Source organism: Kribbella sp. NPDC055071 (genome assembly GCF_053608045.1).
Genome location: NZ_JBSGUS010000011.1, coordinates 252,191 through 267,573, shown reverse-complemented (window position 1 = coordinate 267,573; position 15,383 = coordinate 252,191). Strand labels below are relative to the sequence as shown.

13 protein-coding genes and 1 tRNA gene are annotated in these 15,383 nt (G+C 64.7%); 9 read left to right on the top strand and 5 right to left on the bottom strand.

Annotation, left to right across the window (positions count from 1 at the left end; all coding sequences use genetic code 11):
- The first annotated feature begins 281 nt into the window (after nt 1-281).
- The 4 genes from ACWF4Z_RS20400 (at nt 282) to ACWF4Z_RS20385 (ending at nt 3,263) form a co-directional block, all read left to right on the top strand.
- On the top strand, nt 282-728 hold the full coding sequence (locus ACWF4Z_RS20400) for an SRPBCC family protein (protein WP_452244654.1): 447 nt from the start codon (nt 282-284) through the stop codon (nt 726-728).
- A 394-nt stretch (nt 729-1,122) separates the two neighbouring features.
- A complete protein-coding gene (locus tag ACWF4Z_RS20395; RefSeq protein WP_452244653.1) occupies nt 1,123-1,947 on the top strand; it encodes a class I SAM-dependent methyltransferase in 825 nt (274 codons plus the stop codon).
- A 348-nt stretch (nt 1,948-2,295) separates the two neighbouring features.
- Nucleotides 2,296-2,928 carry a fibronectin type III domain-containing protein gene (locus ACWF4Z_RS20390; RefSeq protein ID WP_452244652.1) on the top strand — a complete coding sequence of 211 codons (633 nt, stop codon included), beginning with the start codon at nt 2,296-2,298 and terminating at the stop codon, nt 2,926-2,928.
- 200 nt (nt 2,929-3,128) lie between these two features.
- Nucleotides 3,129-3,263 (top strand): hypothetical protein, encoded by a 135-nt coding sequence (locus tag ACWF4Z_RS20385; protein ID WP_452244651.1) that lies wholly within the window; start codon nt 3,129-3,131, stop codon nt 3,261-3,263.
- Between the two features lie 71 nt (nt 3,264-3,334).
- On the opposite strand, the gene ACWF4Z_RS20380 is transcribed toward ACWF4Z_RS20385, so the two are convergent.
- A complete protein-coding gene (locus tag ACWF4Z_RS20380) occupies nt 3,335-4,048 on the bottom strand; it encodes a hypothetical protein (protein WP_452244650.1) in 714 nt (237 codons plus the stop codon).
- A 162-nt stretch (nt 4,049-4,210) separates the two neighbouring features.
- Here ACWF4Z_RS20380 and ACWF4Z_RS20375 point away from each other — a divergent pair, with 162 nt between their 5' ends.
- The gene (locus ACWF4Z_RS20375) at nt 4,211-6,190 is read left to right on the top strand and encodes a sensor histidine kinase (protein WP_452244649.1); all 1,980 of its coding nucleotides are present in this window, start codon (nt 4,211-4,213) and stop codon (nt 6,188-6,190) included.
- Nucleotides 6,187-6,831: a response regulator gene (locus ACWF4Z_RS20370; RefSeq protein ID WP_452244648.1), complete on the top strand. Its 645-nt coding sequence runs from the start codon at nt 6,187-6,189 to the stop codon at nt 6,829-6,831. The genes ACWF4Z_RS20375 and ACWF4Z_RS20370 overlap by 4 nt, the downstream gene beginning before the upstream one ends.
- Before the next feature lie 395 nt (nt 6,832-7,226).
- Here ACWF4Z_RS20370 and ACWF4Z_RS20365 read toward each other — a convergent pair whose 3' ends face one another.
- Both ACWF4Z_RS20365 and ACWF4Z_RS20360 read right to left on the bottom strand, forming a co-directional pair.
- Nucleotides 7,227-9,140, bottom strand: coding sequence for a Calx-beta domain-containing protein (locus tag ACWF4Z_RS20365; RefSeq protein WP_452244647.1), 1,914 nt, complete (start codon nt 9,138-9,140; stop codon nt 7,227-7,229).
- 238 nt (nt 9,141-9,378) lie between these two features.
- A complete protein-coding gene (locus ACWF4Z_RS20360) occupies nt 9,379-9,987 on the bottom strand; it encodes an RICIN domain-containing protein (RefSeq protein ID WP_452244646.1) in 609 nt (202 codons plus the stop codon).
- Nucleotides 9,988-10,454: 467 nt separating this feature from the next.
- Here ACWF4Z_RS20360 and ACWF4Z_RS20355 point away from each other — a divergent pair, with 467 nt between their 5' ends.
- Both ACWF4Z_RS20355 and ACWF4Z_RS20350 read left to right on the top strand, forming a co-directional pair.
- Nucleotides 10,455-11,252, top strand: coding sequence for a WD40 repeat domain-containing protein (locus ACWF4Z_RS20355; RefSeq protein ID WP_452244645.1), 798 nt, complete (start codon nt 10,455-10,457; stop codon nt 11,250-11,252).
- A 408-nt stretch (nt 11,253-11,660) separates the two neighbouring features.
- Nucleotides 11,661-12,833: a helix-turn-helix domain-containing protein gene (locus tag ACWF4Z_RS20350; RefSeq protein WP_452244644.1), complete on the top strand. Its 1,173-nt coding sequence runs from the start codon at nt 11,661-11,663 to the stop codon at nt 12,831-12,833.
- Nucleotides 12,834-12,930: 97 nt separating this feature from the next.
- On the opposite strand, the gene ACWF4Z_RS20345 is transcribed toward ACWF4Z_RS20350, so the two are convergent.
- Nucleotides 12,931-13,003, bottom strand: a tRNA-Thr gene (locus ACWF4Z_RS20345).
- Between the two features lie 28 nt (nt 13,004-13,031).
- Here ACWF4Z_RS20345 and ACWF4Z_RS20340 point away from each other — a divergent pair.
- Nucleotides 13,032-14,228, top strand: a complete 1,197-nt coding sequence (locus ACWF4Z_RS20340) for an MFS transporter (protein WP_452244643.1) — start codon at nt 13,032-13,034, stop codon at nt 14,226-14,228.
- On the opposite strand, the gene ACWF4Z_RS20335 is transcribed toward ACWF4Z_RS20340, so the two are convergent.
- Entirely contained in the window at nt 14,158-15,351 is a 1,194-nt protein-coding gene (locus tag ACWF4Z_RS20335) for an MFS transporter (RefSeq protein ID WP_452244642.1), read from the bottom strand. The genes ACWF4Z_RS20340 and ACWF4Z_RS20335 overlap by 71 nt on opposite strands.
- Nucleotides 15,352-15,383: the final 32 nt, after the last annotated feature.

The following is a 15,383-nucleotide window of genomic DNA, read 5'->3' as shown; positions in this document are numbered from 1 at the left end:
GAACGACCGCTGCCATCCCTTCGTCTGGACCCAAACACCCGACCAGATCCTCAAGAAAGCCAACCGTCACCAAACTTCAGAAACGGTCCACTAGCGATACAGCTACGCGCTGCGGTCCGCGCCCCCGGAACATTCAGCACGGCTCCAGGTACGCAAGAGCCCCACCGGGACGGATCACGAGTGCTGCAAGGCGGGGCGTTCACGAGAACTGATCTTCCGCTCGGCGACGTATCGATGGAATCGGTCTCATCCGATGACGGCGACTGGACAGGTAGAGCCGTATGAGAATCACCTTCGAGCGCATGGTCTCCATTGCACGACCGAAGCAGGCCGTCTTCGACTGCCTCTGCGGCTTCGCCATCGCAGGGGATTGGCGCTCGGAAGTTCTCGAATCCAGCCAAACTCAGGCTGGTCCGATGCAGATCGGAACAGAACTCCGACAGGTTGCCCTGGTCGCCGGCCGAAGGCTCGTCACATACTCGACCGTCGACACCTTCGTTCCAGGCACCACTTGGTCGTTCACTCACAAGTCCGGACCACTGCCGATAAGCGGTGCCTGGTCATGCTCCAGCCTAGGAGCGACGCGCACGCTGGTCAGCTACCTACTCAACGTCGACCTCCGAGGCGCCTGGATCCTCTGCACTCCCCTGATTCAACTGTCCGGAAACTCGATCATAGATTCCTCCCTGGCGAACCTCCGCACACATCTCGAACACACAACCACCTGACGCGCGCCGGGAGGTGCCAACAGCGGACGAAACCCACAGCGGGCTGGGAACAACCACTCCAGGAGGGTCGACGTACTGTGATCAGGAGATTCAGATGCAGCTTGCCGGACTGATCACGGCCGTCATCGCGCTCGAAGTCGCGGCGATCGCCAGCATCGCACGGAACGCCGGACCAGAGTCGATCTGGACTGGGCTAGGCGTTCTCACCGCGGGTGCAGAGCTTTGGGCGGGTCGTGGCGACCTCAGCGGCCGGGCTCAGGTGGGCAGTTGTTTCGGCTGCCGCCGGGATCCTCTACTCCACGCTGCTGTTGATCGTCTCCGTCGCACTGTCACTGTCTCTCGGAGCAGAACCAGCGCGGGAACCGTTGGCTGACGAGGATCCGTACTGATCGAGGTGAGCACCAATATCGACATGCACACTCAGTGGAATCGGCTGTTGTGGGATCGGCTCGCGATCGCGCATACCGAGAACTCCACGTCGTACTACGACATCGACGGCTTTCTGGCAGGCAAGAGTTCGCTGAGTCAGATCGTGAAGGACGAGATGGCTGCGGCAGTGGGTACGGTTTACGGTCTCGACTTGTTGCATCTGCAGTGCCACTTCGGTATCGACAGTTTGACTTGGGCGAGGCGCGGCGCGCGGGTGACCGGGCTGGACTTCTCCGCACTTGCCGTCGACCGCGCTCACGAGTTGATGGCGCGCGCGGGTCTCGAGGCCGAGTTCGTGCAAGCCGACGCGATGCGACTTCCGGCCGATCTCGACGGCCGCTTCGATGTCGTGTTCGCGTCGTACGGAGTCCTTTGTTGGATCTCCGATATCGATGCTTGGTTTGCTGGAGCTCACCGGGCGCTCCGGGAGGGCGGTAAGTTGGTGCTGGTCGACCTGCACCCGCTGCTGTTGGCGCTGGACTCGACCACACCACTTGTGTTTGGAACGCCGGTCCAGGGCGGCGCCGCCCACCTCGACCAGTGGATCGGCACGTACGCCGATGCCGACGTCCCCATCGCACAGCCGTCAGTCAGCTACCCACACGGCCTCGGCGAGATCGTCACGGCGGCGGCAACCGCCGGCTTCACCATCCAGCACCTCACCGAACATCTCTCCGACCAGGAACCCCGACCTGGCATCACGACCCAAGATGCTGATGGCAACTACACCTTGACAGTCGGTGGCGCGGCGCTACCCGTCACATACTCACTACGCGCCCACAAGAGCTGAGCCACGGTGAAGACCGGACGAGCTCGAGCCCAGCACTCGGATCACCCAAACACGACTCTGAAGTGGGGCAAGTGCGACGCCGACATGGACCCGGCGTGCCAATGCACCGCTGCCTACGTTCACCTGGACTACCGATACCAACACGGCAAGAGCGTCCCCGCCTAGGGGACCACCGGCCAACAGCACGTGGATCCGTTCCCGGGCTGAACCAAGCCGACGCCGCCGTCGTCCACCCCCGGAGATTCCCCATCTCGGACGACGGCGGCGTCGTCGTCTGTCCAGGAGCGAACCAAACCACCCACTGCGTGCGTACTGCTGCTGACCAGCACCGCTCACTGGAGGTCCACTGTGCGCGCACGCCTTCACCACATCCTCGCTGCTCTCCTCACCGTAACCACCCTTGCGGTCCTGACGACAACACCGGCCCGGGCCGCGACCGTCGACGCACCGACCAACGTTCACCTGTCGGAGGTCTCATTCACCTGGGCTCGGCTGGCTTGGGACGCCCCAGCCAGCCAGCTGCGGTACGACGTACGCCTGCAGGGCACGGCTCAGCAGGCCGTCGCCTTCACGCCCACTCAGGCATTTGGTGGACTCGAGGCCGGCGCCACCTACCGAGCCACGGTCCAGGCCATTGATGCCAACGGCAACCGATCCGCACCTGTCGGATTCACCTTCGAGACCAAGCCGCGGGTCGGGCCGCCTCCATCTGCACCTACCGGACTGCATACGGTGAGTACCGGCGGCCGGGTCGCCGGCCTGGCGTGGAACGTCTCCCAGCACACCAAGCCCGTCCACTACCAGCTCGCGATCGACGGCGCCGTTGTGTTCGCCACTAATCAGACCAACGTCTCGGTCCGCGACCTCATCGTCAACGAGTGCGTCGAACCAGGCACCCACACCTTCGCCATCCAGGCAATCGACGACGACAACTACCAGTCCACCTTCAGCAACGCCCTGACAGTCGCGATCGGGGCCTGACCTAGAGTCCTACTCGGCGTAAGACTGGGGGCGGATGGTTCGGATCACAGGCTGGAACCTCGAGGACGCCGTACGGCGATGGCACTAGCCCGCACTTGTGGACCGTCGACCGCATCCGGCCAAGGCCAGCGCCGACACGACCAGCCTGCTCAGCGGATGGCTCGACCAACTGCCGTCGGCGGCCTGAGTGTCCTAGGTGGATGCGACGACTACTCGCGGCTCCGGCACTCGGCCCCATCAAGGAGGCCTGCCGGCCGATCGAGGACGCAATCCCGGGCAGTATTACCGGTCAGGTCCTCGACGCCCTGATAGAGGACCTGACCCGGAGCGTCTGACAGTCCTGAGTTCGCGGTCAGGCGCGGCGATCTTGCTTATCGATTTGACCTTCGGGGTGAGCCGGCACCGCCTACCTCTGCAGCGGCGGTAGATCGAAGTTGTCGTTGGAGGATTTGAGTAGCGCGACCGATGCGCCCGCGAACCCGATAGCGGCGACGACTAGGCCGGCGCCGGCGGCGAGGTGACCGGGCATGAAGGGGTGGGTGAAGCCGCCGAGGGCGAGGGCGATGCCCATCCAGGCCGGCGCGACCTTGCTGCGCCACAAGGCGATCCCGAGCAGCAGCAGTCCGAAGGTGACGGCGAGGATGAAGAGCAGACTACCGATCTGCACGGTCGCCTGCTTCTCGTAGACGTCCGCGAATTTCTCCATCACCCCGGCGTCGAGCCCGTCGTGGACGGTGAGGAACTCGGGCGTCACCACGCCGGGCAGCAGGAAGAAGCCGGCGCTCATCCCACCGACCGCGAGGAGGCCGCCGGCGGTGGCCAGTCGTGGCGCCGTACGCCGGGACACCCACGCCGCCGCGAACATCGCGGGGATGAGCAGGAAGAACGGCACCTGGAGCCACTGCATCAGCTCGAACCGGCCGGGGTCGGCCGCGACCGCGTTCACTGTGGTTTTGAAGGCCGCATCGCCGCCGACCGGGCTGACCAGGTAGTAGAGGCCCATGAACAGCATCGGCAGCGGTGCGACCACGGCGAGCAACACCCGCCAGAAGCCGCGGACATCGCGTGGCCGGCGGACGGCCTTCTTGCTTGCGGGGGTGGTGACTTGGGTTTCTGACATGACTTGCTCCTAAGCGCTGAAGTGGATGTGTTGGCTTCAGCGTCGGCCGCGACTCCCCCCGACCGGCAGGTGCGCGGCCTGTGGTCCAGGCGAGAAAGGTTCCTGGGTGATCTGGGGGCAGGCCCCTACTCGATCAGGGGTGACCGGCCTGATGATGAGCAGATGAGCGAGTCCGGGCCGAGCGACCGACGCCGTACGGCGGCATCGGTCCTGCTCGCCGTTGCGCTGCTGGAAGCCCTCGTCACCGCCGTGGCTGCGCCTGCCTCCGACTTGAGCTGGGCCAGACTGACCGACCTGTTCGTCGTCTCCAACGCAGCCATCGGTCTTTGTCTGGCTCTCGCCGGGTGGCCGATCGCGTACTACCGGCCGAGAAACCCGATCGGCTGGTCGTTGCTGGTGGGCGGCTGTTGCTACGCGTCGACCGCGACCGGTCTGAGCCTGCTCGCCTGGCTGGGCGAGCCCACGGTCGGGTGGAGGCTTCTTGCGACGGTGACGAACGGCGGTTGGGCTCCGGCCCTGGCGCTGTTCATTCCGCTGACGCTCGTGCTGTTCCCCGACGGACGCCTGCTTTCGGGTCGCTGGCGTTGGCTGGTCGTGGGGTTGGTGGTCAATGCGGTGCTGTGGACGGCTACCGGTGTCCTGGATCGCAAGGGTGGGCTGTCGGCCGAGATCGGCATCCCGGGGTATCCGCACTGGACTGGGTTTGCCGCGGTTGATGTGTTCGGCGCGATCAGCAGTGCCGGGTTGCTGGTCAGCTTCGTCGCGGCTCTTGTGGCGGTGGTACTGCGTTATCGCAGCGGATCGGAGCAGGTCCGCCGCCAGGTGCTGTGGTTGCTGCTCGCGCTGCTGGTCATCGTGGCCTGCTTCGGGCTGGAGAACCTGGTGCCGTCCGAGTCGCTGGTGCTGGGCGTTCTGCCGCTGCTGCTGATTCCGTTGGCGATCGCGATCGCCGTACTGCGGTACCAGTTGCTCGACATCCGGCTGGTGGTGTCGCGGTCCTTGCTCTATCTGATCCTGGTCGGTGGGGTCGTCGTCGCCTACTTCGGTCTGATCGCGCTGCTCGACCGCAACGCGTCGGTACTTGCGACGTTGGTGATAGCGCTCGCGTTCAACCCGGTCCGGGTCTGGCTTCAACGCCTGATTCATCGCGCGTTCTACGGTGCGCGGCGGGATCCGGTGCGGGCGATCGCGGAAGTTGGTGCCCAGATGGGGTCGGGCGAGGGGTTGCCCGGCGTACTGACCGCTCTCTGCCGGGTGATGCGCTTCCCGGCCGCGGCGATCGTTGTCGAGGGCAAGCAGCTTTCGGCGTACGGCGAACTGCCCGCGGCCCGGCATGCGATCGAGTTACGCTCTGGAGAAGTCCGGTTCGGGGAACTCGTGGTGGGGCTGCGCGCGGGTGAGTCGCGGGTGAATGCGGCCGACGAGCAAGTGCTCTCGTTGCTCGCGGCACCGTTGGCGGTCGCAGTACAGGCCAACGGGCTGGCTGATGACCTGCGGGACTCCAGGGAGCGGATCATCAGCGGGCGGGAGGAGGAGCGGCGGCGGATCCGGCGGGATCTGCATGACGGGCTGGGACCGGTGCTGACCGCGGTGGTGCTGAACGCCGACGCGGCTCGGCGATTGATCGAGGCCGAGCCGCAGCGCTCGTCGGCCTTGCTCGCCGAACTGCGGGACCAGGCGATCGGTGCGGTGGAGGAGATCCGGCGGCTGGTCTATGAGCTTCGGCCGCCTGCGTTGGACGGGCTTGGGCTGCTGGGAGCCTTGCGCGAGTACGCGGCGATGGCGTCGCGTCGCGGTGATGGCGGCGCGCTGACGGTGACCGTGGATGCCCCGGCGAAGTTGGCGGAGTTGCCCGCCGCGGTGGAGGTGGCCGCGTACCGGATCGCCACCGAGGCGCTCACCAACGTCATCCGGCATTCGACGGCGACGACGGCCGCCGTACGGCTTAGTGTCGACACCGACGTACTGCGACTCGGCGTCCTCGACAACGGGACGAACGCGGGTCCAGAGTGGAAGGCCGGAGTCGGGCTGACCTCGATGAGCGAGCGAGCCAGCGAACTAGGTGGGCGGTGCGAGATCCGGTACGACCGAACCGGTTGCACGGTCGACGTCGTACTGCCGTTGGAAGGGGCTCGTCGATGAACCTGAGGATCGTGGTCGCAGACGACCACGGCATCGTCCGCGAAGGCCTGGGCGCGTTGCTGTCGGCCCACGCCGGCTTCGAACTCGTCGGCACTGCCGCCACCGGCGCCGAAGCCGTTCGCTCGGCGGTCACCCTGCGCCCCGACGTGCTGGTGATGGACATCCAGATGCCCGACCTGACCGGGATCGAGGCGACGCGTGAGATCGCGAAGGCCGCGCCCGAGGTCGCGGTGCTGATGCTGACGATGTTCGACGACGACGAGTCGGTGTTCGCCGCGATGCGAGCGGGCGCACGCGGGTACGTACTGAAGGGCGCCGCGCCGGACAACGTGATCCGGGCGATCAGCGCGGTCGCCGCCGGCGAGGCGATCTTCGGTCCAGGGGTCGCCCGCCGAGCGCTCGCCTACCTGTCCGGCCCACACCCCGACCAGCCCGCGTTCCCCGAGCTGACGCCGCGCGAACGCGAGGTCCTCGACCTGATCGCCACCGGCCTGGGCAACGCCGCGATCGCCCACCGCCTCGCCCTGGCCCCGCCAACAGTCGGCAACCACATCACCAGCATCTTCGCCAAACTCCAGGTAGCCACCCGCCCCGAAGCCATCATCCGAGCCCGCACCGCCGGCCTGGGAAACTCCAGCTAGCGCTCTCCCCCGCCGGAGCGAATCGCCGGCGACCTCGGATCGTCGGTCTCGACCTGCTCGCGGATGCGCCGCGTGGTTCTAGTGCACAACTGCTCTGCGATGCTCTGACCGCGGTGGGCCGTTTCAAGCAAGCCTCTGACTCACCTCTTACGCATCTCAAGTAGCGCGAGACGATGATGAGCGACGAGAACCGACGCGTACGCTGCTACCTCGGAATCCCTTGTGGGTAAGAGATTTCGCTCATCGCCGGAGGTCAGCGAGTTCACGGTTCGAGTTCCTGGCAGCGCATCTAACAACAACACAAAGGCCCGAGCAGACATCGCGGTCTGTTCTCGGGCCGTTGTGTTGCCAGCATGCTTTACGCAGGGTCTTGCCACTGCAGGCCTCCACTGGCGTCAGATACAGGTGCCGCCTTCGGTGGGGCAGTCGTTGTCGTGGATGGTACCGATTGCGAGACCACCCACGAGCGTTGCGTTTTGCGGGTTCGACAACACCAGACCGACCGTCTCGTCTGGTTCCATCACTGAGTCGTCCTTCACCGGTACGGACACGACCGTCTGCGGCTGCCCTGCCGGAATGGTTGCAATGCCCTCGACCGGGTCGTAATCCACGCCGGGCTCAGCCGTCCGACGGACGGTGGCATAGTGAACCGTCACCGGCTTGGACAAAGGCAGAGACAGCTTCAATGAGAACCGCAGCGGCGCCTGACCGGGCAGGGCATCCTGGCCCGTCTTGGACAGAGCAGCAGTCGCGGGTACCCCTTCAGCGATATCCGCATCCAAAGCAGACAGGGTCGCGTCGTCGTTCAGGATGGTGATCGTCCCTGTCTTGCCCACTGCCACACTTCCTGGAGCGTCGACCACGCGCACGGTGAACGTCTCATCCGGCTCGACGACATCGTCGACAGTCAACTCGACCGGCACCGTCGCCTTCACCGAACCCGCGGGAAAAGTTACCTGCCTCTGCAGAGCCGAGTAGTCCTCCGGCGCCGTTGCCGTGCCATCAACACTACCCAGCCCCACGGTGATCGGATACGACGCCGGATGATCCAGCGCCACCGTCACAATGCCCTGCTGATCCTCGGCAAATCCAGCATCCACGACCGAAACCACTGGAATCGGATCGTCATCCTGGATCAGCCCAGTTGCGAAGCCATCCGAAACTCCAAGCATCGAAGCATCGACCACCCGAAACCCGAATCGCTTATCCGGCTCAGTCGTACCATTACCGATCAGCTTCACCGGAACCATGACGTGGTCGACCCCAGCCGGCACCACAACCGACGGCGCCGGCGCCACAAAATCGGCCCCGACATGTGCAGTCTCATCGGTCGTCGCCACCTTCAACACGCCAGGCACAGCGGACCGGAAACTCAAATCCACGCGGAAACTCACCTGCCCAGGAGCACCGGCGCTGCCCTCCGACCCGACAGCATCAGCCACATCGGCGACAGGAACACGCTGCCAGTCCGGCCATTCTGCAGTTTCGAGCGGAGGCAACGGCAAATGAACTAGATCGGTACCTTCCGGTGATATCTCGTACAGACTCTTGCGAACCGTGAAAACAATTGTCTTACCGTCCGGCGACCATGATGGCTGCCTGGACTCGTCATTGAGATAGGTATTATCCAGGATTGCATGCTGATTCGATCCGTCAGCGTTCATCAGCTCAAGGGCAGAGTTCGTGGAGAACACGATCTTGCTCCCGTCGGGCGACCAACTCGGCTCGCCCCCATCGTGGTCAAGCAGGAAGGTGCCAGCCGCATCGACGCTCGTCACGTACACGCCACCGAAGTCGTGACTCAGCGCAGCCTCATGCAAAATCCTCGTTCCGTCAGGAGACCATGAGAATGGCCCTCTTACACCGGAAGCCAGCGCCCTTTTTCCGCTACCATCGGCCTGCATCACCCAGAGCGTGTGATTAAGTTCAAACGCTATCCGCTGTCCATCAGGAGACCAGGCCGGATGGCTCGAACCTCTCCAGTTACTGACGATGTGCTCGTCAGTGCCGTCGTACCGCATCGTCGCAATATTCTGATGCTTTTCACCTTGCGCATCTTCGATGGACGCTCGACCAAAGACGATCCGTTCGCCGTTTGGCGACCAACGCGGATTGTATCTGTCCCAATGGCTATTAAGCCACTGAAGATCAGTCCCGTCAGGCGCCATGGTGAAGAAGCGCCCACCCAACATCTCAAAGATGATGCGACCATTGCCCGCCGCCGGCGGGAACGCCGACGAAGCCGAAGAGGGGGCATGTACAGCCGCCTGAGCCGGAAGCGGAGCCAGCAAAGTCGCCAGCAGAACCATGGGGCCAAATCTCGTCAACAACGATCGGAACATTGTGAGGATTCCTTTCGGGGGGAATGGTCACCAATTGGAGGCGTTGAGGGTGTGCCAGGCGTGGGCGACGTGAGCTTCCGGATTGGCCGCCTCGACGGGGCTTCCGTGCCCCGGTCCGATGAAGACACCGCAGAGATAGGTGGTTCGGGTCAGTCGAGCTGGTCCTCTGCTTGGTCCAGGCCCTCACGCTGCGGCGAAACGGCTATCAGCTCAGCTTCACCGGAATCCACTCTTGCTTTTGACGCATAGCCATACTGAGTGGCATCTGTTGCGGAAAGTGGCCGGCTGCAGGATATGTCTGGATGACCATCCTGCTGTTGACGTTCCTGAGTACCTTGAACAACACACTGGGACCAGGGGTTGTTGTGAACGTCTGCTCGAGGGTCCACTGCTGTGACGGCTGTCCGGTGAACGGCCGAACCACGACTGACATCCCCTGCGACTTGGAGCCATCCACCACGTCCAGGCATGCGATCGCGAAGCCATGGCTGGCCCCCCAACTACAGATGTACGAACCCTTCGGTGCATCAAACACCTCCGAGCGTTGACTGTCCGGCAGCGGCGACTCTGCAGGGCGCACCACCGTCCAGGCAGTAGTAGCGTTCGGAAGCGGCGGGAGAGCCGTCAACGTGAGACCCGAATAGCTGTCGAGCCTGTACGTTCCAGGCGCCAGCTTGAGGACCGTTGTCGCCGAAGCCGGTTGGACAGCTGCGGCAAGGAAGCTCGTACTGATCAACGCGCCGACCGCGAACCTGAGCGAACGCCTCAACAGGCGATTCTTTGTTGACATCAAGGAGACCTCAATCATCGTCACGGCCGCCGGCTCTGGCTGGGCGACCTACCAGTCACTCGACAACTAGTACGACGTGACGCTCCCCTTCAGTTCGAAGCGGTGTTGCCTACGGCATCGACCGCAGCATGGCCAGCCGTGGTCAGTCGAACCGATGAGCGCAGGCGGGCGAGCAATGCGGGCAGGACCGCCTTAGTTGTCTCGTGTCCGCTGCTGAGAGCCTCGATGTCGCGGACGAAGCGCCGGCGTCAAGATCCGATGTACGCCCACTGGCCGTACCAATCCTGTTCCGACATCGGGCCGATGGAGGTGGGGATGTGGCGGATCGGACTGGTGGTGACGGTGTCGACTCGGCAGAGTGGCGTGCTCGTTCGCTGGAGACTCCTGGAAAACCTCGGGCCCTTTCGTGGAGCAGCGAGGGAATTCTCGCGGGCGCGTGGTCACGTGCCGGTCAATCGGACCACGTTGTCTGGTACGACATCGAGCGGAACGTGACTACGTCGCTTGAAGTCGGCGGTGTCGTGAAGGCCTTGAGTTGGCTCAAGAATGAGCAATTGCTTGTCGTCGGTGAGCGTCTGACCGTCGATGCCCGGATGGCAATCAAGGTAGATCAATACGGCATTACTGAGGGGATAGCCCTGCCCGAGGCCGTCGACCAGGTGTTGTCGGTTGACGTCAACGATGACGGTCAGGCTGCGCTGGGATGTAGGTCCTCCAGGGGCACCGGGTTGCTGATCATCTTGGATCCCGCGACTGGTCTCATCACGGAGCAGGTCGACATGAAGGTGGGGCCGATTACCACCGTCGCCTGGTCATCGGGCGGGCTGATAGCGGTTGGACATCATGATCGGGCCGGGCGTAACGTTCTGACGCTCTGGTATTCCCGGCGTCGTACCTCGATCGCTCAGTTCATATCACCAAGCAGTCACCGTGAGCTCGCCGCAGCCTGGTCCACGAGCGGGACCCTTGCCTGGGGATGGAGCGAGACAAACCGCCGAGGCAGTCAAGTCTGCGTCATCTCACAGTGGAGACCAGAGTTTGGTCAGGGCGCGCTGATACTCGAGAGGTTCGATGGTCGGGTCGACAGCCTCGCCTGGTCTCCGCGGGGCGAACTCGCCGTCGGTGGATGGCGAGCAGGACCTCGGCGGGGGATCTGCATCTGGGACCCCGACCGCAATCCGCGGACCACTCCAGCTGTTCATGGGCGCGCGCAGCATGTCGCGTGGTCCTCAGACGACCAGCTCGCCGTCGCGTGCCCAGACGGCGAACTCACGACCTGGCGTCGCTGAGTTTCACATCGGCCCCAGTCTCAGCGCAGACGCGTCGGGCCAATCCGCCCGAGACGGCGCCCGCCAAAGACGTGTCGGCTCGGGCGTTGAACGGACCTCTTATTGTTCCGGGAGGTCTGCATGGCGAGGGAACCGTTGCCGGTTGGGACTTGGGGAAAGATCACGTCGCGGGCGGTCACGTGGGACGGTGGTGGCCGGGCGAGTAGGTATGAGGCGCGGGCTCAGTTTCGGGATCTTGATGGGGGGACGCGGCCGGTCGCGAGGTGGGGACGTACGGCCAGTCAGGCTGAGAATCGGCTTCGGGGAGCCCTGAAGTCGCGGCAGCGGATTGGTGGTGCGGGAGGGCTGAAGTCCAGCGACCGGGTATCTGTCGCGGCCGAGCTGTATCTGGCTGAGGTGCAGGACCTCGTGGATCAGGACGTGCTGTCACCTGGCACGTACGACACCTACCGGTACCAGTACGACAAGAATCTTGCGCCGCGCATTGGATCGTTACGCCTCGGGGAAGCGAGCACGCCTCGGGTCAGCGATGTCGTGAAGGCGATCAGAGACGAGGTTGGATCGGCGAGTGCGAAGACCTGCAAGAGCATCCTCACCGGCACGTTCGCGTTGGCGGTGACGCACGGCGCGCTGACGGCCAATCCGGTACGGGAGATCAAGATCCGGGCAACGTCCAAGAAGCGACTACCCCGGGCACTGGAGGCTGACGAGCGCGAGCAATGGTTCGAGTTGATGCGGCAAGACGAGCGAGCAGTCAAAGCCGACCTCGTTGACCTGAGCAAGTTCATGATCGCCACCGGTGAACGGATCGGTGAGAGCCTGGCCGTCACCTGGCGGGATGTGAACCGCGAGACCGGTCAGGTCGACTGCAGTCATCAGATCCAACGGATCCGAGGCAAGGGCCTGATACGGCGCCGGGTCAAGTCGTCAGCCGGTGATCGAATCATGGGCCTGCCGCCATGGGCCCTGGAGATGTTGCTCGCCCGATGGACACCAGGCACTTCCCTCGATACGCCAATCTTCCCGGACAGCAATGGCGGGTTCCGCGACCCGCACAACGTTCAGAAGGCCCTGCGCGATGCACGCCGACCGATCGGGGGCCAGCGGCGGCAGGAACTCGGCAAGATGCTTCGCGACCATCGACGCGCCGCCGGGTTCACGCAGACCCAGGCTGTCGACAAACTCGGTTGGCGGAAGACGCGGATCAGTTTGATAGAGACGGGCCGAGTGAGACTGACCGCCGAGGAAGCGGTCACTCTCGCCGAAACCTACCGGCTGCCCCGGACAGATCGAGCCGCCCTGCTCGAACTCACGGAGCTCGCCGGCCTGCGCTCCCTGGCCGACGAACTCGAGTGGGTGACAGCACACGTGTTCAGGAAGACCACCGCGACGATTCTCGAGAGCGCCGGGCAGACTCCGCGACAGGTCGCCGATCAACTCGGGCATGCTCAGACCTCGACGACAGTCGACGACTACTTCGGCCGGCGGCGCCGGAATCCGGAGGCTGCCGGGCACCTCGAAGCGGCGCTGAGACACATCCATGAGCAGGATCGCGAAGCGTCGGCAGAACCTGAGATCTAACGCCAATCTCGACCCGCTTGCGGAGGCAAAGTCGTGAGTAAACCGTGAGTTGGGCCCCGGAAGTTCATTACCTCCGGGGCATGTTGCCTGGTGAGAGAGCCGGTGAGGGGACTCGAACCCCTAACCCCCGCTTTACAAGAGCGGTGCGCTGCCAGTTGCGCCACACCGGCTGGGTGTGCCGGTCCATACTAAGGGATCGTGTGGGGGTCGCCGGGGTTCCGGGGGTTGTGGGTGGCTCGGGCGGTGTCTTTTTTGGGGGACTCGGTCGGGCTGGTTGCGCTGCTCTTGTACGTCGAGGAGGCGACCGGGGCGGCGTTGGCGGTGGCGTTGCTGTTGTTGGCGGGGGACTTCACGCCGGGGTTGTTCGGGGCGTTCGCGGGGGCGATCGGGGATCGGTTCGATCTGAAGCGGGTGATGGTTTGTTGCGATGTGTTGCAGGGGGCGCTGGTGGTGGCGATGGCGGTCACCTTGCCGCCTCTTCCGATCCTGCTGGTGCTGGTCGCCGTACGGAGTATCGCCGCGCAGGTCTTCCAGGCGAGTTCGCGGAGTGCGGTGCCGGCGCTGGTCCGGGACGAGGAGCTCGAACGGGCGAACTCGGCGCTCGGCGCTGGGACCAACGGGCTCGAGGCGATCGGGCCGGTGGTCGCGGCCGGGTTGTTCCTGATCACCGACGTACGCGGGATCCTGTTGATCGACGCGGTCACCTTCTTCGCGTCGGCCGCGCTGCTGAGCCGTCTGCCGAAGTTGCCCAAGGCCGAGCGATCGGGTCACAGCCTGGTCAGGGATGCGCGCGACGGGCTCGGGTACATCTGGCGGTCGAAGGCGATCCGGGTGATCGGGCTCGGGTTCTTCGGCGTCGTTGCGTGTAGCGGGGTCGACGATGTGGCGATCGTGTTTCTCGGCAAGGACGAGCTGCACGGGACCGACTCATCCACTGCGATTCTGTACGCCGGGGTCGGCATCGGACTCGCGGTCGGGTACGCCGTTCTGACCAAGTACGCGACCCGGTTCCGGATGATCCCGCTGTTGCTCGCCGGGTTCGCGGTGACGAACGCGGGCAACCTGTTCACCGGGCTGGCCTGGGCGATCTGGGCCGCGCTCGCGATTCAGATCATCCGCGGTCTCGGCATCGCGGGACTCGACGTCGCGATCAACACCCACCTGCAACGCGTCGTACCGGCGCACCTGCTCAGTCGTGTTTTCGGCAATCTGTACGGCGCAATCGGTCTGGCAGCCGGAGTGTCTTATGTCTTGGGCGGATTGTTGCTCGAACACACCGACGCGCGCGTCACGTTTGTTGCCGCAGGCACCAGTGGGCTGGTGGTCACGGCGCTGACTGCGCTCGCAGTTCGGCGATCGGCCGCCGGAGAGCGCGAGCCCCAGGAACCGCACTGATCGCGATCGCAGCCATGACCAGGAAGGCGGCCGTGGGGTGGTCGACCAGGAGACCGACGATGACCGCGACCACGAGGCCGCCTAGGTTGCCGGCCATCCAGATGAGGCCGGCCGCGGTGCCTTCGGCTTCTCCGGTACGGCGTTCTACCAGCTCCAGGACGATCGGGAGAGCGGGAAGGAGGAGCAGGCCGATCAGGGTGATGGCGACGAAGCCGGTGAGGACGCCAGGGGCGAAGGCCAGGAGGACACAGGCGGCTGCGGTGGCCGTCAGGCTCAGGATCAACAGGTCTGATTCAGCGCGGCGTCGTACGACGAGGATCGGGATGACTGCGCTGCCCAGGACGCCGGCGATGACGTTCACCAGGAGGATGGTGCTGGCGGTGCCGCCGCTGACTCCGGCGGGTTCCAGCAGGGCTTGGGCGAAGGTGCTCATGGCAACGAATACGCCGAAGGGGAAGATCGCGAGCACGCAGAGGCGGCGGATGAGGGAGTCACCCCAGGCGACTCGCAAAGCACCACGGTCAGCTTTCAAGCGGACCACTTCGAAGGAGCCCTGGTTGCGCAGGGCAAGGATCAGCAGCAGCGCCGCCAGTACGCAGAACACCGCGGTCACCATCAGCATCGCACCCAAGGAATCGCCGGTGGTGAAGATCGCGGAGAGCAGGAAGGCGATCACCATGCCGGCGAAGATGCTCGCCGTACCAACCGCGATACCGGTCGGGCGGTCCTTCTCCGAGAGGTAGCGGCCGGTGATGCCGGTGACCGCGTTCAGCACCAGCGGTTGGGCAACCGAAGCCACGATCTGCCCGGCCAACACCCAGCCGAAGTCGTCCCCGACCAAGCGCACCAGGGCGCCCAAAGCCGTCAGCACAGCGCCCGCGATCAGGCCGGCCCGGAACCAGCGGTCGAGGACCAGACCACACGGGATCGCGAGTACGACGTACAGGAGTGGGAAAACCTGGGCGAGCCACCCGATCGCGCCCTCGGAGACGCCGTAGTGGGCGGCCGCGACGGTGGTCACGCCGGCGAAGTTGAGCCAGACGAGCTGGGTCGCCGCACCGACCAGGGAATAACCGACGATCGCCGTCCAGCGACTCCCGGTCATCGGGCCCGTCATCCGCATGGGCGAACTGTAATGCCGTCACCCGCCGTATC

Coding starts and splice junctions, on each gene's coding strand:
- ACWF4Z_RS20370 (WP_452244648.1), top strand. CDS start 6,187: ATGAACCTGAGGATCGTGGTCGCAGACGACCACGGCATCGTCCGCGAA.
- ACWF4Z_RS20365 (WP_452244647.1), bottom strand. CDS start 9,140: ATGGTTCTGCTGGCGACTTTGCTGGCTCCGCTTCCGGCTCAGGCGGCT.
- ACWF4Z_RS20380 (WP_452244650.1), bottom strand. CDS start 4,048: ATGTCAGAAACCCAAGTCACCACCCCCGCAAGCAAGAAGGCCGTCCGC.
- ACWF4Z_RS20385 (WP_452244651.1), top strand. CDS start 3,129: ATGCGACGACTACTCGCGGCTCCGGCACTCGGCCCCATCAAGGAGGCC.
- ACWF4Z_RS20335 (WP_452244642.1), bottom strand. CDS start 15,351: ATGCGGATGACGGGCCCGATGACCGGGAGTCGCTGGACGGCGATCGTC.
- ACWF4Z_RS20375 (WP_452244649.1), top strand. CDS start 4,211: ATGAGCGAGTCCGGGCCGAGCGACCGACGCCGTACGGCGGCATCGGTC.
- ACWF4Z_RS20400 (WP_452244654.1), top strand. CDS start 282: ATGAGAATCACCTTCGAGCGCATGGTCTCCATTGCACGACCGAAGCAG.